The organism is Dietzia sp. NPDC055343, from assembly GCF_053645265.1.
Map to the genome: position 1 here is coordinate 1 of NZ_JBSHMJ010000004.1, position 20,447 is coordinate 20,447.

The 20,447-nt window shown below is 71.3% G+C and carries 20 protein-coding genes; 13 read left to right on the top strand and 7 right to left on the bottom strand.

Features of this window, described 5'->3' with window-relative positions; all coding sequences use genetic code 11:
* Nucleotides 1-63: 63 nt before the first annotated feature.
* Together ACWIE7_RS02810 and ACWIE7_RS02815 are read right to left on the bottom strand one after the other, a co-directional pair.
* Nucleotides 64-321 carry an acyl-CoA carboxylase subunit epsilon gene (locus ACWIE7_RS02810; RefSeq protein WP_452099210.1) on the bottom strand — a complete coding sequence of 86 codons (258 nt, stop codon included), beginning with the start codon at nucleotides 319-321 and terminating at the stop codon, nucleotides 64-66.
* The gene (locus tag ACWIE7_RS02815; protein ID WP_230930239.1) at nucleotides 318-1,967 is read right to left on the bottom strand and encodes an acyl-CoA carboxylase subunit beta; all 1,650 of its coding nucleotides are present in this window, start codon (nucleotides 1,965-1,967) and stop codon (nucleotides 318-320) included. The genes ACWIE7_RS02810 and ACWIE7_RS02815 overlap by 4 nt, the downstream gene beginning before the upstream one ends.
* Before the next feature lie 178 nt (nucleotides 1,968-2,145).
* On the opposite strand from ACWIE7_RS02815, the gene ACWIE7_RS02820 reads away from it, so the two are divergent.
* From ACWIE7_RS02820 to ACWIE7_RS02850, 7 genes are all read left to right on the top strand, one after another.
* Nucleotides 2,146-3,039 (top strand): biotin--[acetyl-CoA-carboxylase] ligase, encoded by an 894-nt coding sequence (locus tag ACWIE7_RS02820; protein ID WP_452099211.1) that lies wholly within the window; start codon nucleotides 2,146-2,148, stop codon nucleotides 3,037-3,039.
* A gap of 3 nt (nucleotides 3,040-3,042) precedes the next feature.
* Nucleotides 3,043-3,606: a PH domain-containing protein gene (locus tag ACWIE7_RS02825; protein ID WP_452099212.1), complete on the top strand. Its 564-nt coding sequence runs from the start codon at nucleotides 3,043-3,045 to the stop codon at nucleotides 3,604-3,606.
* A 22-nt stretch (nucleotides 3,607-3,628) separates the two neighbouring features.
* Entirely contained in the window at nucleotides 3,629-4,915 is a 1,287-nt protein-coding gene (locus ACWIE7_RS02830; protein WP_452099213.1) for a 5-(carboxyamino)imidazole ribonucleotide synthase, read from the top strand.
* 57 nt (nucleotides 4,916-4,972) lie between these two features.
* Nucleotides 4,973-5,485, top strand: coding sequence for a 5-(carboxyamino)imidazole ribonucleotide mutase (purE, locus tag ACWIE7_RS02835; protein WP_452099214.1), 513 nt, complete (start codon nucleotides 4,973-4,975; stop codon nucleotides 5,483-5,485).
* Between the two features lie 203 nt (nucleotides 5,486-5,688).
* Complete coding sequence (locus tag ACWIE7_RS02840) at nucleotides 5,689-6,858, top strand: acyl-CoA dehydrogenase family protein (RefSeq protein WP_452099215.1); 1,170 nt, start codon at nucleotides 5,689-5,691, stop codon at nucleotides 6,856-6,858.
* A gap of 189 nt (nucleotides 6,859-7,047) precedes the next feature.
* The gene (locus ACWIE7_RS02845) at nucleotides 7,048-7,449 is read left to right on the top strand and encodes a hypothetical protein (RefSeq protein WP_454068544.1); all 402 of its coding nucleotides are present in this window, start codon (nucleotides 7,048-7,050) and stop codon (nucleotides 7,447-7,449) included.
* An 8-nt stretch (nucleotides 7,450-7,457) separates the two neighbouring features.
* The gene (locus ACWIE7_RS02850; RefSeq protein ID WP_454068545.1) at nucleotides 7,458-8,453 is read left to right on the top strand and encodes an IS3 family transposase; all 996 of its coding nucleotides are present in this window, start codon (nucleotides 7,458-7,460) and stop codon (nucleotides 8,451-8,453) included.
* 146 nt (nucleotides 8,454-8,599) lie between these two features.
* Here the strand turns inward: ACWIE7_RS02850 and ACWIE7_RS02855 are convergent, their stop codons facing one another.
* Together ACWIE7_RS02855 and ACWIE7_RS02860 are read right to left on the bottom strand one after the other, a co-directional pair.
* Entirely contained in the window at nucleotides 8,600-9,286 is a 687-nt protein-coding gene (locus ACWIE7_RS02855; protein WP_454068546.1) for a TIGR03089 family protein, read from the bottom strand.
* 25 nt (nucleotides 9,287-9,311) lie between these two features.
* Entirely contained in the window at nucleotides 9,312-10,877 is a 1,566-nt protein-coding gene (locus ACWIE7_RS02860; protein ID WP_454068547.1) for an LCP family protein, read from the bottom strand.
* 128 nt (nucleotides 10,878-11,005) lie between these two features.
* Between ACWIE7_RS02860 and ACWIE7_RS02865 the strand changes: the two genes are divergently transcribed.
* Both ACWIE7_RS02865 and ACWIE7_RS02870 read left to right on the top strand, forming a co-directional pair.
* Nucleotides 11,006-11,884, top strand: a complete 879-nt coding sequence (locus ACWIE7_RS02865) for a glycosyltransferase family 2 protein (RefSeq protein ID WP_454068548.1) — start codon at nucleotides 11,006-11,008, stop codon at nucleotides 11,882-11,884.
* Nucleotides 11,885-11,966: 82 nt separating this feature from the next.
* Complete coding sequence (locus ACWIE7_RS02870) at nucleotides 11,967-13,079, top strand: mannose-1-phosphate guanylyltransferase (protein ID WP_372459561.1); 1,113 nt, start codon at nucleotides 11,967-11,969, stop codon at nucleotides 13,077-13,079.
* A gap of 236 nt (nucleotides 13,080-13,315) precedes the next feature.
* Here ACWIE7_RS02870 and ACWIE7_RS02875 read toward each other — a convergent pair whose 3' ends face one another.
* Both ACWIE7_RS02875 and ACWIE7_RS02880 read right to left on the bottom strand, forming a co-directional pair.
* Nucleotides 13,316-14,845 carry a coenzyme F420-0:L-glutamate ligase gene (locus ACWIE7_RS02875; RefSeq protein WP_454068549.1) on the bottom strand — a complete coding sequence of 510 codons (1,530 nt, stop codon included), beginning with the start codon at nucleotides 14,843-14,845 and terminating at the stop codon, nucleotides 13,316-13,318.
* Nucleotides 14,842-15,927 carry a 2-phospho-L-lactate transferase CofD family protein gene (locus tag ACWIE7_RS02880; RefSeq protein ID WP_452099222.1) on the bottom strand — a complete coding sequence of 362 codons (1,086 nt, stop codon included), beginning with the start codon at nucleotides 15,925-15,927 and terminating at the stop codon, nucleotides 14,842-14,844. The genes ACWIE7_RS02875 and ACWIE7_RS02880 overlap by 4 nt, the downstream gene beginning before the upstream one ends.
* Nucleotides 15,928-16,264: 337 nt before the next feature.
* Here ACWIE7_RS02880 and ACWIE7_RS02885 point away from each other — a divergent pair, with 337 nt between their 5' ends.
* Nucleotides 16,265-16,576 carry a WhiB family transcriptional regulator gene (locus ACWIE7_RS02885; RefSeq protein ID WP_230930249.1) on the top strand — a complete coding sequence of 104 codons (312 nt, stop codon included), beginning with the start codon at nucleotides 16,265-16,267 and terminating at the stop codon, nucleotides 16,574-16,576.
* Nucleotides 16,577-16,704: 128 nt separating this feature from the next.
* On the opposite strand, the gene ACWIE7_RS02890 is transcribed toward ACWIE7_RS02885, so the two are convergent.
* Nucleotides 16,705-17,226 (bottom strand): metallopeptidase family protein, encoded by a 522-nt coding sequence (locus tag ACWIE7_RS02890; RefSeq protein ID WP_372459564.1) that lies wholly within the window; start codon nucleotides 17,224-17,226, stop codon nucleotides 16,705-16,707.
* Nucleotides 17,227-17,415: 189 nt separating this feature from the next.
* On the opposite strand from ACWIE7_RS02890, the gene ACWIE7_RS02895 reads away from it, so the two are divergent.
* The 3 genes from ACWIE7_RS02895 (at nucleotide 17,416) to ACWIE7_RS02905 (ending at nucleotide 20,442) form a co-directional block, all read left to right on the top strand.
* Entirely contained in the window at nucleotides 17,416-17,892 is a 477-nt protein-coding gene (locus tag ACWIE7_RS02895) for a DUF3499 domain-containing protein (protein ID WP_452099223.1), read from the top strand.
* A gap of 86 nt (nucleotides 17,893-17,978) precedes the next feature.
* Nucleotides 17,979-19,355, top strand: a complete 1,377-nt coding sequence (locus ACWIE7_RS02900; RefSeq protein WP_454058770.1) for a phosphomannomutase/phosphoglucomutase — start codon at nucleotides 17,979-17,981, stop codon at nucleotides 19,353-19,355.
* Nucleotides 19,348-20,442: a hypothetical protein gene (locus ACWIE7_RS02905; protein WP_452099225.1), complete on the top strand. Its 1,095-nt coding sequence runs from the start codon at nucleotides 19,348-19,350 to the stop codon at nucleotides 20,440-20,442. Before ACWIE7_RS02900 ends, ACWIE7_RS02905 begins: the two co-directional genes overlap by 8 nt.
* Nucleotides 20,443-20,447 lie beyond the last annotated feature (5 nt).

Sequence of the window (20,447 nt, forward strand, 5' to 3'; positions counted from 1 at the left end):
TACCTCGTGGGGGAGGCCGGGGCCGCGACGTGGACCGGTGGGTCCTATCTCACCATCTGACCGTCAGTACTGCCGGCGGTTGAGGAATGAGCTCGGGTTGTAGCCGAACGGTGGCCGGAGACGGTCCTCGTAGGAGCCCCAGTCGTTCTTGATCCCGTTGTCGCTCTCGCCCGCGTGCGCGGCGTTGCCCTCGGCGGTCGCGAAGACCGCCGCGAGGATGCCCACCTCGACCGCGGACGGGTTGCCACCGACGACCTCGAAGAACGGCTTCTCCTGTTTGGCGGCGTCGCCCGTGTCGGCCGTGCTCTGCTCGCCGGTCACAGCGGGATGTTCCCGTGCTTCTTGGCGGGCACCTCGACGACCTTGCGGTCGAGCAGGCGCAGCGCCTGGGCCACCTGGAGGCGGGTGTGCGACGGCGGGATGACCGCGTCGACGTACCCGCGCTCGGCGGCGACGTACGGGTTGACGAGGGTGTCCTCGTACTCGGCCTGCAGCTTCAGGCGCAGTGCGTCGACGTCCTCACCGTTCGCCGCGGCCTCCTTGAGCTGCGGGCGGTAGACGAAGCCGACGGCGCCGGAGGCGCCCATGACGGCGATCTCGGCGGTGGGCCAGGCCAGGTTGATGTCCGCGCCCATGTGCTTGGAGCCCATGACGTCGTACGCGCCGCCGTAGGCCTTACGGGTGATGACGGTGACCTTGCCGACCGTCGCCTCGCCGTAGGCGTAGAGCAGCTTGGCGCCGCGACGGATGATGCCGTCGAACTCCTGGCCGGTGCCGGGAAGGAAGCCCGGGACGTCGACCAGGGTGAGGATCGGGACGTTGAAGGCGTCGCAGGTGCGGACGAAGCGCGCGGCCTTTTCGGAGGCCTTGATGTCGAGGCAGCCCGCGAACTGGGTGGGCTGATTGGCGACGATGCCGACGCTGCGGCCCTCGACGCGACCGAAGCCGACGATGACGTTCATCGCGTACTGGCCCTGGACCTCGAGGAACTCGGCGTCGTCCACGATGTGGCCGATGACCTCGTGCATGTCGTACGGGCTGTTCGACGAGTCCGGGATGATCGTGTCGAGCTCGAGGTCCTCGGGGGTGAGGTTGTCCTCGATCGCGCCCTCGGCGACCGGGAACGGGAAGCGCGGCGCCTCGGCCCGGTTGTTGCTCGGCAGGTACGAGAGCAGGTCCTTGACGTAGTCGAGGGCGTCCTGCTCGTCGGCGGCGGTGTAGTGGGATACGCCGGACTTGGTCATGTGCGTGTTGGCACCGCCGAGCTCCTCCTGCGTGACCTCCTCGCCGGTGACCGTCTTGATGACATCCGGGCCCGTGACGAACATCTGCGAGGTCTTGTCGACCATCACGGTGAAGTCGGTGAGGGCGGGGGAGTAGACGTGGCCGCCGGCGGACGGGCCCATGATCAGGGAGATCTGCGGGATGACGCCGGAGGACAGGACGTTGCGGTGGAAGATCTCGCCGTACAGGCCGAGCGAGACGACGCCCTCCTGGATACGGGCGCCGGCACCGTGGTTGATGCCGATCATCGGGCGGCCGGTCTTGAGCGCCAGGTCCATGACCTTGACGATCTTCTCGCCGTAGACCTCGCCGAGCGAGCCGCCGAAGACGGTGGCGTCCTGCGAGAAGATGCACACGGCGCGACCGTCGATGGTGCCGTAGCCGGTGATCACGCCGTCGCCCAGTGGGCGGCGCTCGGCCAGGCCGAAGGTGGTGGCGCGGTGACGGGCCAGCGCGTCGATCTCCACGAAGGAGCCCGGGTCGAGGAGATTCTCGATCCGCTCGCGGGCCGTCAGCAGGCCCTTGTCGTGGGTCCTGTCGATCGCGGCCTGTCCCATCGGGGCGCGGGCCTCGTCGAGGCGGCGCCGCAACTCGGACAGCTTCCCGGCGGTGGTGTGGATGTCGGGGGTCGCGGCGTCCGTGGGGACGTCGGCGCTCACGTCCGGTTCTGAGGCAGTCGTCATGTTGCAAGACTCTAACGAGTCATTCCCGTCCGTGGCGACGTGACCCGGCCTACATCCCCCGACAGGCGACCCCGCCGCCCTCCTGAGGGCGCCATTTCAGCCCCGGCGAGGAGCGTCTGACCGGGCACGGGGCGCGCGCGGGCGCGGGATGTCGTAGCGGCGACCTACATTGGAAGACGTGCATGCCGACCCCACAACCGTCACCCCGCCCAGGCTGGACGCCGCCGCGCTCCGCCACGCCCTGGTGGAGGTCGCCGGTGCGCCGTACACCTCTCTCGAGGTGGTGGACGAGATCGGTTCCACCAACGCCGAGCTGCTTGCGCGTGCGGCGGACGGGGCCCCGGACCGGAGTGTGCTGTTGGCCGAATACCAGGCCTCGGGCCGCGGTCGACTCGGTCGCGAGTGGACGGCCCCGCCCCGGACCCAGGTCGCCGTGAGCATCCTGCTGCGGCCCGGTGCCGTCACGCCCACGCTCTTCGGATGGCTGCCGTTGGTCACCGGCCTGGCCGTCCGGGACGGGCTGCGCGAGGCCGCCGGGGTGGACGCCACGCTCAAGTGGCCCAACGACGTCCTGATCGAGGGGCGCAAGCTGTCCGGCATCCTCGCGGAGATGACCACCGTGCCCGCGGCCGGGGATTTCCGGGTGCGGCTGCCCGCGGTCGTGGTGGGCGTCGGAATCAACATCTCGCTCACGCAGGACCAGCTCCCGGTCCCGCACGCCACCTCACTCACGCTCGCCGGGGGCTCGGCGGACCGGGACGCGATCGCCCGCGCCGTGCTGGAGGCGCTCGCGCTGCGTCACCAGCAGTGGCGTGAGTGCGAACGGGGCAGCGGTTCGACCATCTCGGACGAGCTCATGTCGACCTACACGGAGGCCTGCTCGACCATCGGGGCCGAGGTCCGCGTCGAGCTGCCAGGGGACATCGTCAGGACCGGACGGGCGGTGAGGGTGGACCGGGAGGGCCGGCTCGTCGTCGTCCCACACGAGGGCGGGACCTCCGGCGAGGAGTTCGCCGTCGCGGCCGGGGACGTCACCCACGTCCGCGGCACCGGCGGTCGGTGGGGCGGCTGACCCGTGGGGTTCGTCCGAACGGTCGTCGCGCCGGGGGAGGCGCTGATCGTCCACACCCACCCCCACTGGCGGCAGCTCATCCGACCCGCGCTGGTCGCCGTCGTCGCCGCCGGGCTGGCCGGGATCGCCGGCGGGTTCATCGAAGTGCAGATGCCGGACCCGTCCGACCGCAGCGTCACCTGGGCCATGGTCGCGGTGATGTACCTGCTCGTCGTGCTGCGACTGGCGCTGTGGCCGGCGGTCCGCTGGGCGCGCACAGACCTGATCGTCACCGACGAACGAGTGCTCTACCGGCCGGCCGGCTCGTCGCGAAAGTGCGTCGACGTGCCCCTGCGGCGCATCAGCGCGGTCCGGTTCCGGCACACCCTCAGCGACCGCGCGATGGGCACCGGCTGTCTGATCCTCGAGCTCGGACACCTGCCGCCGGTGGAGATCGAGGACGTTCCCGAGGTGGCCCGGGTCCACGCCGCCGTGTACGACGAACTCCTCCGGCTCCCGCCCCCGCCGCCGCCCACTCCGCTCGCCCCGGAGCCCCGGTTTCGCTGGGGGCTCCCGGGGCGTAGGTGAGGGCCCTACTCCACGTGAGACGATGAACGGCGTGAACGACGACTCGCGCATCCGCCGCAATCCGCTCGGTACCCCAGTCGTGGCGATGATCGGCGGCGGGCAGCTGGCCCGCATGACCCATCAGTCCGCCGTGGCCCTCGGCCAGACCCTGCGCGTCCTCGCCGCGGACCCGCTGGATCCGGCCGCCCAGGTCACCCCCGACGTGGTGATCGGCGCCCACGACGACCCGGACGCGGTGCGCACCGCGGCCGAGGGCGCCGACGTGATGACCTTCGACCACGAGCACGTCCCACCGCAGATCCTGCTCGCGCTCGAGGCGGACGGCATCGCCGTTCGGCCCCGCGCCTCCGCGCTCATCCACGCGCAGGACAAGCTCGTGATGCGTAACGCGCTCGCGGAGATCGGCGCGCCCGTGCCCGCCTTCGCCGGTATCGACTCCCTCGACGACGTGCGGCGGTTCCACGGCGAGCAGGAAGGGCGGATCGTCCTCAAGGCGGCGCGCGGCGGATATGACGGTCGCGGGGTGTGGATGCCCGACTCACTCGAGGAAGCCGAGCGCATCGCCGCCGAGCAACTCGAGGCCGGCGTGCCGATGATGGCGGAAGCCCGCGTGCCGTGGACCCGCGAGCTGTCCGCGATGGTGGCGCGCTCGCCGTTCGGGCAGGGCGCCGTGTGGCCGGTCGTGGAGACCGTGCAGCGGGACGGCATCTGCGCTGTGGTCGTCGCGCCTGCCCCCGGGCTACCCGACGACCTGCGCTCCGCGGTGCAGGCCACCGCGCTGCGCCTGGCCGAGCACCTCGACGTGACCGGGGTGATGGCGGTCGAGTTGTTCGAGGTCGTCGGGTCCGACGGTCGACCGGGCGTGCTGATCAACGAGCTGGCCATGCGTCCGCACAATTCCGGGCACTGGACCATGGACGGCGCCACGACCAGCCAGTTCGAGCAGCACCTGCGGGCCGTCCTCGACTACCCGCTCGGCTCCACCGTCCCCACCGCGCCCGTCACGGTAATGGCCAACGTGCTCGGCGCCGCCGAGACGCCCGAGATGAGCATGGACGAGCGCGTCCACCATCTCGGAGCCCGATTCCCGCACGCCAAGGTGCACCTCTACGGCAAGTCCGAGCGACCCGGCCGCAAGATCGGCCACGTCAACGTCCTGGGCGATCCGGGGGTCGACCCGGACGACGCGGATCAGGTCGCGGCCGTGCGCTCGGTGGCCGAGCTCGCCGCGCACTGGCTCTCCCACGGGCGTTGGGCCGACGGGTGGGACCCCCACACGGGGGCGCCGGTCGCGGACTTCGAACGCTGATCCTGCACTCGCTCAGCGGAACACCACGGTGACACCACCTCGACGAAAGGCGACGACATGACCGCGCGACAGAGCGGGCCGCAGGTCGGTCTGATCATGGGCAGCGACTCCGACTGGCCCACCATGGAGGCCGCTGCCGAGGCGCTGGCCGAGTTCGGGATCCCCTTCGAGGTGGGGGTCGTCTCCGCCCATCGCACCCCGCAGAAGATGCTCGACTACGCGCAGTCGGCCGCCGGCCGCGGCATCAGGGTGATCATCGCCGGCGCCGGGGGAGCAGCGCACCTGCCGGGCATGGTGGCCTCGGCCACGCCGCTGCCGGTCATCGGCGTCCCGGTCCCGCTGAAGTACCTCGACGGCATGGACTCGCTGCTGTCGATCGTGCAGATGCCGGCGGGCGTGCCGGTCGCGACGGTGTCGATCGGCGGGGCGCGTAACGCGGGTCTGCTGGCCGTGCGCATCCTCGGGGCCTCCGACCCCGCTCTGCTCGGGCGCATGGAGGCCTTCCAGGCCGACCTCGAGGCGATGGTCGAGCGCAAGGACCAGGCGCTGCGCGACCGGCTCCTGGGCTGACGCCCACTCTCGGTTCCGCGATGCGGAACAAGCTGGCTTTCTCCGGCGGAAACTACAGTTAACCGCTGGTAACGTGGGCGCCTGGGTGCAGCCTGGGATCCCCGGGTCGCCATCGGTGCCGGCGAGCGACGGACACCTCGGACGGCTCGGCTCGACGCCCGCTGCGCGACCAGCACCGACGATTCCCTCATGGAGGCCCGCACATGTCCGGCAACCCCGATTTCGACCTGTACCGCCCGGCGGAGGAGCACGAGGAGCTCCGGGCAGCGATCCGCGCTCTGGCAGAGAAGGAGATCGAGCCCCACGCCGCGGACGTCGACGAGCAGGAGCGGTTCCCCCAGGAGGCGCTCGACGCACTCAACGCCTCGGGCTTCAACGCCGTCCACGTTCCGGAGGAGTACGACGGCCAGGGCGCCGATTCCGTGGCCGCCTGCATCGTGATCGAGGAGGTCGCGCGTGTCTGTGGTTCGTCCTCGCTCATCCCGGCGGTCAACAAGCTCGGCACCATGGGTCTGATCCTGGCCGGCGACGACGCCCTCAAGAAGCAGGTCCTGCCCGAGATCGCCGGCGGCAAGATGGCCTCGTACGCGCTGTCGGAGCGTGAGGCCGGATCGGACGCCGCCGCCATGCGCACCCGCGCGAAGGCCGACGGCGACGACTGGGTCCTCAACGGCTCCAAGGCGTGGATCACCAACGGCGGCAAGTCGACCTGGTACACGGTCATGGCCGTGACGGACCCGGAGAAGGGCGCCAGCGGGATCTCGGCGTTCATGGTCAACGCGGCCGACGAGGGCTTCGGTGTCTCCAAGACCGAGAAGAAGCTCGGCATCAAGGGCTCGCCCACCGCCGAGCTGTACTTCGAGAACGTCCGGATCCCCGGTGACCGCATCATCGGTGAGCCGGGCTCCGGGTTCAAGACCGCCCTGCAGACGCTCGATCACACGCGCCCCACCATCGGTGCGCAGGCCGTCGGCATCGCCCAGGGCGCGCTGGATGCGGCGATCGCCTACACACAGGAGCGTAAGCAGTTCGGTCGCGCGATCTCGGACTTCCAGAACACCCAGTTCATGCTGGCCGACATGGCGATGAAGGTCGAGGCCGCCCGCCTGATGGTCTACACCGCGGCCGCCAACGCCGAGCGCGGCATCGCGCCCGGTGGTCAGAAGCTCGGCTTCCTGGCCGCCGCCTCCAAGACCTTCGCCTCGGACGTGGCGATGGAGGTCACCACCAACGCCGTGCAGCTCTTCGGCGGCGCCGGCTACACGCGGGACTTCCCGGTCGAGCGCATGATGCGCGACGCGAAGATCACCCAGATCTACGAGGGCACCAACCAGGTCTGCCGCATGGTCATGGCCCGCCAGGTCCTGAGCTGATCCCGGAGGCGTACGCGCCTCGCACACCCGCCCGCCCTGGAATCCGCTACTCGAGCGCCGGATCCGCTACCCGCATTCGTTTGTTGCCAAGCTGTTCTTGGACAGTTGGTCGCGGATTCGGGGATCGGAGTTTGCATGAAAATTAGTGCGCCAATCGGTGCCACAGCCACGGGCAAACGGAGCTTTTCCTTGGCGTATCGCCTTGAGTTCCTCGCTGCCTGGGACGAGTGTGTGGCACATGGAGACAAGGCACGACTGCTGCGGGCGAACGGGCTGGCGCAGGGCACTGTCAAGCGATGGCTTCAGGCCCGGGACGAAGGCCTGCTCGATGAGTCGGTGGCGTCGGCGATGAGTGGGAATCGGCGTCGAACCCACAGCGAGGATCGGTCGGAACTACTACGGCTTCGTCGGGAGAACGAACGCCTGCAGAAGAAGGTCAAAGAGGCCGAGGCCGCGCAGGAGATCATGGGAAAAGCATTCGAGCTCTTGGAGGGGATCACCGAGAGCTCGACCGGCCCAAAAGCACAGATCCCGCCATCGCTGAACAGTGCCCAGGAGTACGAGCGCTGGCTCGCGCGCAGAAAGTGGTGATCTGGGGCATGGCCACCGAGCTGATCGAGTACGCGTCTATGGCCAAGGCTCGGGCCTGCCGCCTGGCCGGGGTAACCCGCTCGAGCTACTACGCCCGCGAGGAAGGTGGCTACGTGCCGGTGGCCGACCCGATCCCCCAGAAAGACCGCCATCAACCAGCTGCACTAACCGAGGCCGAGAAGTCGCAGGTCGTGGACGTGCTCTCGGATCCGGAAATGGTGGACCGGTCTATCGTTCAGGCCTACTGGACTTCGTTTGATGCCGGCACGGTCGCCTGCTCGCAGCGCTCGTTTTACCGCATCGCCCACACCCAGGGGCTGGTCGGTGATCGTCGGCCGGGTCGCCATAGTGGCACCGCATCACCGCGAGCCAAGCCGACCGCTCAGGCCGCCAGGCCAGGGGACCTGTGGTCGTGGGACATCACCACCTTCCATGGGCCCGCCCGTGCGCAGTACAAGCTTTACCTGGCCATCGATGTGTACTCGCGCTACCCGGTGGCCTGGCATATCGACCGGGACGAATGCGGCAAGAAGGCGGCCACGATGTTCCGCGAAGCATTCTCCAAGTACGGCGCTCCCCGGACTCTGCATGCCGACAACGGTTCCGCGATGCGATCAGATGACCTGCTCAAGGAACTGGGCAAGCACCCCGTGGGAAAGTCCTACTCTCGGCCCCGGGTCAGTGACGACAACCCGTTCTCCGAATCGCTGTTCAAGACCATCAAATACGACCTGGAACACCCGGGCCGATTTGAATCGATCGACCACGCCCGGCAATGGACCGGAGAATTCCTGCACCGCTACGCCACCGAGCACCGTCACAGCGGACTGGGCCGATACACCCCAGAGCAGGTGTTCACCGGACACGCGCACACCATCCGACAAGCCCGCCAGGCCCGGCTCGACGCCCTCGCCGCCGAACACCCCGAACGCTTCCGCACACCACCAAAAGCACCACCACTGCCCACCACAACCGGAATCAACCACCTGTCCAAAACAGGTTGACAACTACCGCATTCGGGTAGCGGATCGCGACGCAGGGTAGCGGCTTCCGGCATTTCGGGGCAGTGCGAGCGCGGCGGGCGACCTCAGCGGCGTGGAAACACCCGGCTGGGGCGGGGATCAGGGTCGCGGACGTCCGCCGGGTGGCCTCAGAGTGTCAGCGTGGTGCGTTCGGTGGCGGCCACGTCGGCGACGCCGTCGTCGTCGGCCCCGGCACCGGTGACCAGCACGGCGGTGCCACCGGAGGCGAAGACCCGGGCGAGCACCGACACGATGTCGGTGCGGTCCGGGCCGGGCACGAGGACGCGCGCAGCGAGCTCCGTGTCGACCAGATCGGCCAGGGCGGCGCCGTCGAGTGCGAGAGCGCCACCGCCGGAGGGGACGAACGCGTCGGGGTGGATGCGGCACGCCTCGGCGATGTCGGTAACGCCGGGCGGCACGTCGACGCCGGCCGCCGCGAGCGGCCGCCCCATCGGGTCGGTGGTCATGAGGAGAGTCTCGAGGTCCGCGGGGTGGCGGTCGAGGCGGTCGGGGGTGGTGATGACGACGACGGCGTCGTCGGCGTCCCGCGTGCAGACCTCGGCACCCGCCCACCACGCTCCGAGCAGGACGCCGGCGGTCAGCCAGTGGGCCGGGAGGTCGCACACGATCCGTTCGCCCGGCATCACACCGATCTCGTCGCGGAGCAGTCCCGCGATCTTGGCCGCCCAGTTGGCGGTGGACGTGACCGACAGCTCGATCCGGGAGGGCGCCGCGAGGTCGTAGTGCGTGATCATCGGCGCCCCCGGATCGGCGGCGAGGAGCGGCTGGAAGACGGTGTCTGCGGCGGTGTTCACTCGGGGGCCTCCGGGGCTCGGCGGGTCAGTTGACGCAGGGGACGTCCGTTCCACCTGCATCGAAGGTGGGCCGCTGTGCGATCGACGGCGGCAGCGGGGCGTACGTGGTGGTGGCGGGGGAGGCGGACTCGATGCCCGCGGCCTCGCCGGTGGGGCCGCTGTAGTCCTCTGCCAGGACCACCCGGACCGCGCCCGCGGGGATGGCGGGGTCGACCTGGACGGGCAGTCCGCCGAGTGCGTCGGAGACGGCGAACGCGGCGGCGTCGCCGGCGGACGGGGCCGCGACGTGCGAGGTGTAGGCGGCGGCCGGGTCGGTCAGCAGCTCGCCCGGGGCGTAGCCGAGCTCGGCCAGCGATCCGGACACGCGCGAGGCCAGACCGTCGATGGCGGTGGTGTTGACGACGGCCACGGACACCTCGGCGGGGTCGAGGCCGGGGCGCACGGCCGCGGAGGTCTCCTCCTCCACGGCATCGTTCTCGCCCTCGCCGCTGGCGAATCCGGCCACGAACTCGGTGACCTGCTCCGGGTCGGCGGTGACGATGGACTCGCCCCACTCGGTGACCGAATCGATGCTGGTGACCGGGATGGTCTCGAAGCGGACGCTGCCGCCGCTGATGTCCTTGAGCTTGAGCGCGAAGTCCACGAAGTCCCAGTTCTCGTCGATCACGAACGAGCGGCGGGCGGCATCGATGAGCGCGCCGAGCTTGGTGGGGTCGGCGAGCGTACCGGCGGACAGGGTCTTCTTGACCAGCTGCGACATGAACGCCTGCTGGCGGACGATCCGGTCGAGGTCGCCCGCGGGAAGGTCGTGGCGCTGGCGGACGAAGCTCAGCGCATCCGACCCCGAGATCGTCTGGACGCCGGCGTGGAAGTTCGCGCCGGACAGCGGCTCGTCGACGTCGGTGTTCAGGCATACCGGGACCCCGCCGACCGCGTCGGTGAGCAGGACGAAGCCCAGCAGCCCGATCTCGGCGTAGTGGTCGGCCCGTACCCCGGTGAGATCCTCGACCGCGCTGATGAGGCCGTTCCGGCCGTCCTGGACCGCGGCGCGCTGGTCGTCCTCGGTGAGCGCGCCGTCCGGGTTCGAGGCCACGGCTTCGGCGAGCGAGGCCTCCTTGGAGGCCCCGTAAACGCCGTTGATCTTGCTCGGGCCGATCGTGCTGGTCTCCACGTACACATCGCGCGGGATGGAGATCGCGGTGGCGGAGCTGCCGTCCTCGGGGATGCGCACGAGCAGGATGGTGTCGGTGTTCTCGCCGTCCTCCTCGCCGGTCCGGATCGTGGCGAGCTCCTCCTGGCTCAGCGGGTTGCCCTGAGCGTCGGTCCGGTTGTCGGTGCCGACCAGCAGGATGTCGACGGCGCCGTCGAGACCACCGTCTCCCACCTCGAGCCCGCCGGCCGATGACAGGTCGGAGCTGAGGCCGTTGAACAGGGACCACCCGATACCGGTGACCACGAGGCAGAGGACCGCGACGATCGAGGCGACCGCCCGGGCGATGCGCGCGGGCACGGGGCTCGGGGGCGTGGCCCGCCGTCGGCCCTGCGCCCGGCCGGGGGCGCGACGGGGCGTCGCTGGCTGCTCGGCGCTCATCCACCGTCCTTGTCGTCGAGGTCGTAGATTCTGAGCGCGCCAGAAAGTCGGCGGCTCAAGATTTCCCCACGTTACCGCGCCGCGCGCCGGGCGTCGGAATCGGAGGCGCTCGCCGTAGGGTGTTTCGCGTGACGAGCCGACTACCCGTCGTGACGGTGACCTATTCTCCCGGCGACCATCTCCGCGCCTTCGTCGACACGTTGCCCGCTGCCACCGGGCGCCCTGTGGGGCTGGTGATGGCCGACAACGGGTCGACGGACGGTGTGCCCGAGGCGGTGGCCGCCGAGTACGACTTCGCCGAGTTCTTCCCGACCGGTGGGAACCTGGGATACGGGACAGCCATCAACCGCGCGGTGACGGAGATCTCCCGGCGCCCCGAGGAGTTCGACCAGGAGTTCGTCCTCGTCGTCAACCCGGACGTGACCTTCGAGCCCGGCTGCGTGGACGAGCTTTTGGCCGCCGTCCGGCGTTGGCCGCGCGGGGCGGCGTTCGGCCCGCGCATCGCCGAGACCGACGGTTCGGTCTACCCGTCGGCGCGGTCGGTGCCGACTCTGGGCGCCGGGATCGGGCACGCCGTGCTCGGCCCGGTGTGGCCGGGCAACCCGTGGACGGCGCGATATCTCGCCGATCAGGACATGTCGACGGAGCGGGCCGCCGGCTGGCTGTCCGGGTCGTGCCTGCTGCTTCGCCGGTCCGCCTTCGACGCCCTCGGCGGTTTCGACGAGCGCTACTTCATGTATCTGGAGGATGTCGTCCTGGGGGATCGGCTCGGGCAGGCGGGCTGGCAGAACGTGTACGTGCCGTCGTCGGTCATCCACCACGACCAGGGGCACGCGGCGAAGTCCGTGCCGGAGTTCACGCTCCGCGCCCATCACCGCAGCGCCTACCTGTTCCAGGCGGACCGGCACCCACATGCATGGCAGGCGCCGATACGCTGGGCCCTCAAGGCGGGGCTGGAGCTCCGGTGCCGCCTCGCGATCCGATCCGCCGAGCGCGCCCTGCGCTAGCGGGCCGGACCTCAACGACACGAACCGGCCCGCCGGGACCGCAGCTGCGCGTCCCCGGGCCCACGACAGCGGGAGCAGACACGTGACCTCGACGATCTCCGGGAGCGCCGCGGACGACGACCTCATCGCGGACACCGAGGCGGTGGTGCTGGTGGGCGGCAAGGGGACCCGCCTGCGGCCCCTGACCATCTCGGCGCCCAAGCCGATGCTGCCCACCGCGGGCCTGCCGTTCCTCACGCACCTGCTCTCGCGGATCCGGGCCGCCGGCATCCGTCGCGTGGTGCTGGGCACCTCGTTCAAGGCAGAGGTCTTCGAGGAGCACTTCGGGGACGGCTCGGAACTCGACCTGGAGATCTCGTACGTGGTGGAGACCGAACCGCTGGGCACCGGCGGCGGTATCCGCAACGTGCTGGCCGAGCTCTCCGCGTCCACCGTCATGGTCTTCAACGGCGACGTCCTCGGTGGCACCGACCTGCGGCAGGTCCTCGACCTGCACCACGCCAAGAACGCCGACCTGACGATGCACCTGGTCCGTGTCTCCGACCCACGGGCGTTCGGTTGCGTCACCACCGACGACGACGGCCGGGTCCAGGAGTTCCTGGAGAAGACCCAGGATCCGCCGACCGACCAGATCAACGCCGGCTGCTACGTCTTCCGTCGCGAGATCATCGAGCAGATCCCCGAGGGGATCCCGGTCTCGGTCGAGCGCGAGACGTTCCCGCAGCTGCTCGCCGAGGACAAGCGCGTGTACGGCTTCGTCGACTCGGCCTACTGGCGCGACATGGGCACGCCCGAGGATTTCGTCCGCGGCTCGTCGGATCTGGTGCGCGGCATCGCGCCCTCGCCGGCGCTCGAGGGCCACGAGGGTGAGGCGCTCGTGCACGAGGGCGCCGGGATCGGTGCCGGGGCCGTGCTCGTCGGCGGGACCGTGGTGGGCCGTGGGGCGGAGATCGGCGCGGGAGCTCGGCTGGACGGCGCGGTCGTGTTCGACGGCGCCAAGATCGAGGCCGGAGCGACCGTCGAGCGCTCGATCATCGGGTTCGGTGCACGCATCGGTCATCGTGCGCTCGTCCGCGACGGAGTGATCGGTGACGGCGCCTCGGTGGGCGCCCGCTGCGAGCTCCTGCGCGGGGCCCGGGTGTGGCCGGGTGTGGAGATCCCGGACGGCGGGATCCGGTACTCGACCGACATGTGATCGAGCCGTCCGGCCAGCCTCGCCAGTCAACCCTGTCCGCCCGGCCAGCCCTGTCTGCCCGGCCAGCCCGGCCAGCCCCGCCGACGCCGCCTATCGGATAGCGCGCCACCTACCGGATTGCGCAGGTGGCGAGACATTGCATAGGCGGCGTGGGTCTAGGGCGAGGTCTGGGGTAAGGGCCGTGGCTAGGGCCGAGCCGGGCGGAGGTCCGGCCCGGCCCGTGTACTGCTGCCGACTCACCCGATCGTCAGATACGCGTCCCCGGCGGGCCTGGGCACACGGGGCGTCACCGGCTCGGCCGGCACCCCCACGGCAACGGCGCCGAGCGGCCGCCACGACTCCGGGACGGCCAACTCGCGGCGGGTGGTGTCGGCGGCGAAGATCGTCGACCCGATCCAGCACGAGCCCAGACCGCGGGCGGCCAGCGCCACCAGCAGCGACTGCACCGCGGCGCCGCCGGCCACGGTGAACATCGTCTCCTCGCAGGCGTTGCGGCGCTCGTCGGGGTAGTCGTGCGCGCCGGCGGCGTCGTCGACGAACGGCACGATCAGCTCGGGACAGGTGCGCAGGAGGTCGCCGCGCCCCAGCCGGCGGACGAGCACCTCGCCGGTGTGCCCCTCGGCCCGCAGATCGCGCTCCCAGTCCTCGCGCAGCGCGTCGAGCAGCCGCGTGCGCGCCTGCCCGGTCACGCGCACGAACCGGATCGGCGTGCTGTGGTGCGGCGCCGGCGCGGTCAGCGCGTCCCTCACGGCCTCGGCGAGCAACTCGGCGTCGACGGGCTCGTCGGCGAAACTGCGGACCGAGCGGCGCGCGGGAACGGCCTCTCGCCGCCCCTGCGCGAGCGCCTCGGTGGTGCCCAGCCGGAACAGGTCGAACTCGCCGTCACGCACGAGGTCCCGCGCCCGCCGGGGGATGTCGACGTTGTCGTCGTCGTGGGGTCCGGCACCGCTCCCGGCCGCACCGCTTCCGACCGCCCCGCTCCCGACCGCACCATTCCCGCCCACATCGGCACCGTCGGCACCACGCGCGGCGCCGGCGCCCTCGTCGTCGAGCATGAGGTGCGCAAGGCCGCGCACCACGGCGACCGGCCGCCCGCCCAACTTACCCTTGACCAGGTCGGCGGCCGCCGCGACCTCGTCGGCCACGGCCACGTCGGTCACCAGCAGTTCGTTGCCCTGGCGGTCCACGGCGCCGTCGTAGCCCACCGACACCCGCATCCCCGCCGCGCCGATCGCCAGGTCGATCTGGCCGGTACGCCACGCGCGACCCATGGTGTCGGTGACGATCACCGCCACGCGCGCGCCGGTGAGGCGGCGCAGGTCCGCGGCGAGTGCGCGGGCGGAGGCGTCGGGGTCCTCGGGCAGGAGCGCCAGTTCACCGGCCTCGACGTTGGAGCCGTCGACGCCCGCGGCGGCCTGCACGATCCCCAGCTTGTTCTCGGTGATGAGCGTGCGGTTGACGCGGGCCACCACGCGTACGGACTCGTCCTCCACGAGGCGCCGCCGGAGGGCGTCGCGCTCAGCCGGGTCGGTGGGGGCGGCCACGATCCGCCCCTCGGTCTTGGACAGGACCTTGGAGGTCAGGACCACCACGTCGCCGTCGGTCAGTCCGTGCGGGTCCGCGGTGAGGGACTCGGCGAGGATCCGCGCGAGGTCGTCGCCGGGGCGGAACTCGGGCAGCCCGTCCGGGGCCCACATCGTGACGTCGGAGGGCGCGGCGTGCTCCGCCGTCCAGCGTCGGATCTCGGGGATCGCGTCGTCGGTCACCGTGCGGCCCGCCCGGGCACCTCGAGGCCGGCCAGGCGGATCGCGGCGGCGAGCATCTCGGCGGTGGCCTCGGGGTCCGTCATGAGGAGCGGTGCCTCGGTGACGGGGACGCCGTCGACGTCCACGACCCCGGTGTCCGCACCCTCGGGGCCGTCGCCGGGGGCGACCAGCCAGCCGTCGAGGAGGCCCGTGCCCGCGCGCGCGCCGAAGTGGCGGGCCACGGCCAGGGCATCGGTCTCCACGCCGATCGCGGTCAGACACGCGTCGCCCATGCCGCGCAGGACCGCACCGCCGATCACGGGGCTCACGCCGACGACCGGGGCCGAGGTGGCGCGCAGCGCGGCGCGGATCCCGGGGACCGCGAGGATCGCGCCGACGGAGACCACGGGGTTGGAGGGGGCGACGACGACGAGGTCCGCGCTCTCGATCGCCTCCAGCGTCTCCGGGGTGGGGCGGGCCTTGTCGGCTCCGATGTGGACGAAGCCGGACGCGGGCAGCTGCGCCCTGTGCTTGACCCACCACTCCTGGAAGTGGATCGCGCGCGGGCCGGCGGCCGGGGCGGCCCCGTCGGTCGAGTCATGCGCGGGCGTGGATCCCGCTCCGGCTTCCTCCGGGCCGTCGGTGACCACGACGTGCGTCTCGCAGCGCTCGTCCGACACGGGCAGGAGGGCGACCCCGGGGGACCAGCGTGTGCACAGGGCCTCGGTCACGTCGGTGAGCCGGTAGCCGGCGCCGAGCATCTGGGTGCGGACGAGGTGCGTGGCCAGGTCCTTGTCGCCGAGGCCGAACCAGTCCGGCTGCACACCGTAGGCGGCGAGCTCGTCGCGGCAGTTCCATGTCTCGCCGGCGTGGCCCCAGCCGCGCTCGGTGTCGATCCCGCCGCCGAGGGTGTACATGCAGGTGTCGAGGTCCGGGCAGATGCGGACGCCGTGCATCCACGCGTCGTCCCCGACGTTCACCACCGCGTCGATCCGGTGCGGGGAGTCCGTACGCGCGGCCACCTCGTCCAGTCCGAGAAGTCGGCGGGCGCCGAGCAGGAAACGGGCGCCACCGACGCCACCGGCCAGAACACAGATCCTCACAGCGCCCAAGGGTAGTGACCCGGCCCGACGGGGTGGTCGGCGCCGTGGGGGACGTGAGGTGCCGGGGCGGGCCGGCACGGCGAACCCGGTCCGAGAATCCATCGAATCGGATGCCGGAAGTGTCCCACGCCACACTTCTGACGGCGTGTCAGGGGGGACCGGGGGATGTGAGAAATGCTAGGTATCTCGGATTTCGCTTGACCCGGGCGGCTTGCATGTGTGTAATCACAGGTGTGTCATTCCCTGGTGGGTGACCCGAAGAACGCTCCGTTCGCGTCAGAGCGAATATTCAAACACCCAAGCAGTTCACCATGCGTATGCAGCTCACAACGAAGGGATGACCGTGGATCGACAGGCACGCACCGTGGCAGGACCCGACCTGGCCCTGGTCGACCTCGGCGTCCCCGGCCTGTTCGCTGAGGACGAGGAGGAGAGCTGGCAGGACCGCGCTCTCTGCGCCCAGACGGATCCCGAGGCGTTCTTCCCCGAGAAGGGCGGCTCCACCCGGGAGGCCAAGAAGATCTGCACCGGCTGCGAGGTCAAGGCGGAATGCCTCGAGTACGCGCTGGCCAACGACGAGCGATTCGGCATCTGGGGCGGCCTGTCCGAGCGCGAGCGGCGCCGGATCAAGCGCGAAGCCGTGATGTGATCCGCGTCGGCGAGTCCTCGCCGACCGGCGGCGTCGCAGCCGCCTGTTCCTGACCGTCCCGCGGGGCGGTCACCATTCATTTCGGCCCGGCCCTCCGACGATCGGCCACGGGCAGCCCGGCGCCTGCCCTAGGTGCGGTCGGGGCCGGCCTCGACCTCGTCGGGCGAGATCTCCAGATGCTGCGAGACCAGCTCGACGAGGACCGAGTACACGAGGTCGCGCAGGTCGTCGCCGTCAGGCGCGCGCCGGGTGAGTGGCTTCCGGAACAACACGAGTCGGGCGCGGGTCGGCTGCCCGCTGCGGTCCACCCCCGCGGGGACCAGACGGGCGAGGGGGACGTCGCCGTCCGCCACGACCTCCTCGGGCCATGTCTCCCCGGGGCGCAGTCGCATACGGGGCACCATGTCCACGGCCAGGTCGAGGTGAACCAGCTGGCTGTGCCAGTGCTGGTCGATCTCGGCGAAGGCCTCGAGGGCCGCCGCGTCGAACTCGGCCGAGCGGCTGCGCCACCGCGGGACCTCCGGCGGCAGGATGGGGCCACGGGGGCCGTGGCCGCGACGCTCGGCCCGGCGGGAGGTCACCACGCGGGGGCCGCTACGCCCCGGGTCGCCGGGGAAGTCCCGGACCGAGATCCGGCTGCCCGCGGCCACGTCGGTCTGGCCGGCGCCGGGGATGGCGGTCCCGGTCGGCGGCCGTCCGGGAATATGGGCGCTGGGAGTCATGGCGCGAGGATAGCGCCGTCCGCTCCCTGTCGGCCGGAGCGGACCGTGTGGATCGCCTCGGCGTGTCGGGCGGGTCGGGGGGTGCGTCGGCGTTCGTCGGGGCTACGCTGGGATCTCGTGAGTGAGAACCGTCGTTGCTGCCGCCCGGGATGTCCGAATCGTGCGGTCGCCACGCTCACCTACGTCTACGCGGACTCCACCGCGGTGGTCGGACCGCTGCCCGCGGTGGAGGAGCCACACGCGTGGGACCTGTGCGCCGCCCACGCCCTGCGCATCACCGCGCCTCGTGGTTGGGACCTGGTCCGGCACCCTGACATCGACACCTCCGCCGAGGACTCGGATCTCACGGCTCTCCTCGACGCCGTCACCGGCGGACCCGTCGGTGGTCGTCGCACCGGGGCCGCGCTCGTCGACGCCGAGCGCCTGCGGCGGTTGGGGGTGTCCGAGCCGGGCCCGCTGTTCCCGGACGACGCACCCGAGTTCCCGACCGGACGTCCTCACCTGCGCGTGGTTCCGGACGCCCCGGAGTCCGCGGGGAGTGCGGCGGGTGGGCCCGGCGACGACCCCGGGGAGCCGGGGCCGGGGATCGGTTGATCCCCGCCCGCGAGGCGGATCCGTCGGCGGATGCGCACGGGTAGTGTCGCGGGTGACATTCACCCGCCTCATCCCTGGAGCAGCACGTGGCACGCAGCGCCGAGTCCGTCCGAGCAGTCATCAAGGCCTACGACGTCCGTGGGATCGTCGGTGAGCAGATCGACGAGGATTTCGTCCGCGAGGTAGGCGGCTCCTTCGCGCGCCTCATGCGCTCGGAGGGGGCCGGCGCCGTCGTCGTCGGTCATGACATGCGGGACTCGTCCCCGTCGCTGTCGGCCGCATTCGCCGAGGGCGTCACCGCCCAGGGCCTGGACGTGGTGGTCATCGGTCTCGCCTCCACCGACCAGCTCTACTACGCCTCGGGACTGCTCGACTGCCCCGGCGCAATGTTCACCGCCAGCCACAATCCCGCCCGGTACAACGGCATCAAGCTGTGCCGCGCGGGCGCCAAGCCGGTGGGCCAGCAGTCCGGGTTGCAGGTCATCTCCGAGGAGGTGACAAGCGGCGTCCCCGCTTTCGAGGGAGCGGCCGGCACCGTGTCCGAGCGCGATGTCCTCGACGGGTACGGGGAGTACCTGCGCGGGCTGGTCGACCTCTCGGACATCCGGCCGCTCAAGGTGGCCGTGGACGCGGGTAACGGCATGGGCGGGCACACCGTCCCCGCCGTCCTGGGCGGGCTCCCGCTGGAGATCGTGCCCCTGTACTTCGAGCTCGACGGTAACTTCCCCAACCACGAGGCCAACCCGCTCGAGCCGGCCAACCTCGTGGACCTGCAGGCCCTGGTTCGCGAGAGCGGCGCCGACATCGGGCTGGCGTTCGACGGGGACGCGGACCGGTGCTTCGTCGTGGACGAGCGCGGTGAGCCCGTCGCCCCGTCGGCCATCACCGCCCTCGTCGCGGAGCGGGAGCTGGCCAAGGATCCCGGCGCCACGATCATCTACAACCTCATCACCTCCCACGCGGTGCCCGAACTGGTCGAGCGGCAGGGTGGCGTCGCAGTCCGTACGAGGGTGGGCCACAGCTTCATCAAGGCACAGATGGCCGACACCGGCGCGGTGTTCGGAGGCGAGCACTCGGCGCACTACTACTTCCGTGACTTCTGGGGCGCCGACTCCGGGATGTTGGCGGCGATGCACGTCCTTGCCGCGCTCGGCGGGCAGGACGGCACGCTCTCCGACCTCATGGCCGAGTACACGACCTATGCCGCCTCGGGCGAGATCAACTCGACCCTGAACTCCGCCGAGGCACAGGCCGAGCGGATGGAGGCCGTCGTGGCGACGTTCACCGACCGGGCCGTGTCCATCGACCGGCTCGACGGCGTGACCGTCGATCTGGGGGAGGGCACCTGGTTCAACCTGCGTGCCTCCAACACCGAGCCTCTCCTGCGACTCAACGCCGAGGCGCCGACCAGCGAGGGTGTCGGCGCGATCGTCGACGAGGTCCTCGCGATCGTCCGTGCCTGACCTGTCGAGCGATACCGGATCCGGCCGGATCGATCTCGACGACGCCGAAGCGCTCCGCGCGGCGGACGCGACCGGGGCACTTCTGCACGCCTCGATGGGGGGCGCGCAGGTCCGGACCGTCGCGACCGCGGTGGCGGCAGGGCTTCTCGACGAGCTCGACGGCGTGCGGCCCAGGGCGATGGTCTGGGTCGGTGGCCGGTCCGCGCGCGCCCGTCAGGCGGCCGACCTGGTCGTCGCGCTGACCGAGGCCGTGGGCGGCTCTGCCGTCCCGCCGCTCGTGGTGGCGCACAGCTTGCCCGCCTGGGTGGGTGCGCTCGACGTGGTCCTGGTCTCCGGCGATGACGCGGGGGATCCGGGGCTCGCCGCCGCGATCGACACCGCGGCCGGTCGTGGCGCCGCCGTGGTGGTGGACGTGCCCCGGGAGGGGCCGGTCGCGGAGTCCGGCCGGGGGCAGGCCATGTGGCTCGAGCCCCTGCCGTACCTGCCCCCGCATCGCGGGGTCCTGCGCCATGTCGCCGCCGGCATGGCGGTGCTGACCGCACTGGGCGCCCGGGGCCTGGATGTCACCGCCGCCGCCGACGCGATCGACGTCGAGCTCGAGAGTCTCGGCCCCGAACTCTCGACCCCGGTCAACCCGGCGAAGCTTCTCGCCACCACGGTCGCGGGACGGGACCCACTGGTGTGGGTCCACGCCGACGCGGTCTCGGAGGCCGTGTGCGCCCGCGCGGTCGCGGCGTTCTGCGACGCCGGCCGGGTCACCGCGTCGACCTCCGTCGCCGATGCGGTGCGAGCGCAGGCCGAGCGGGCCCAGGGCCGCCCGCCGGCGGATCCGCTGGCCAGCCTTTTCCACGACGACGAGCTGGACGGGCCGCGGGGTGACCTACCGGCGCGTCACCTCGGTATGGTGTTGAGCGCGGACGAGGACCTCGTCCGGCTGGCCGCGGGCCCGCTCGCGGATGTCGAGTGGATCACCGACCGTGGTCAGGACACGGTCGGCGATGCTCCGACCCCGTTGAGCGGAAAGGTGGCCGCGTTCATGGCCCGGACCGAACTGTCGGCCGCATATCTCCTGGTCGGGGGGCTGTAGGCCAG

Excerpts from the sequence above, each read along its gene's own strand:
- purE (WP_452099214.1), top strand. The coding sequence starts at position 4,973 with ATGACCGCGCGACAGAGCGGGCCGCAGGTCGGTCTGATCATGGGCAGC.
- ACWIE7_RS02885 (WP_230930249.1), top strand. The coding sequence starts at position 16,265 with ATGACCGTGGATCGACAGGCACGCACCGTGGCAGGACCCGACCTGGCC.
- ACWIE7_RS02830 (WP_452099213.1), top strand. The coding sequence starts at position 3,629 with ATGAACGGCGTGAACGACGACTCGCGCATCCGCCGCAATCCGCTCGGT.
- ACWIE7_RS02840 (WP_452099215.1), top strand. The coding sequence starts at position 5,689 with ATGTCCGGCAACCCCGATTTCGACCTGTACCGCCCGGCGGAGGAGCAC.
- ACWIE7_RS02860 (WP_454068547.1), bottom strand. The coding sequence starts at position 10,877 with ATGAGCGCCGAGCAGCCAGCGACGCCCCGTCGCGCCCCCGGCCGGGCG.
- ACWIE7_RS02850 (WP_454068545.1), top strand. The coding sequence starts at position 7,458 with ATGGCCACCGAGCTGATCGAGTACGCGTCTATGGCCAAGGCTCGGGCC.
- ACWIE7_RS02815 (WP_230930239.1), bottom strand. The coding sequence starts at position 1,967 with ATGACGACTGCCTCAGAACCGGACGTGAGCGCCGACGTCCCCACGGAC.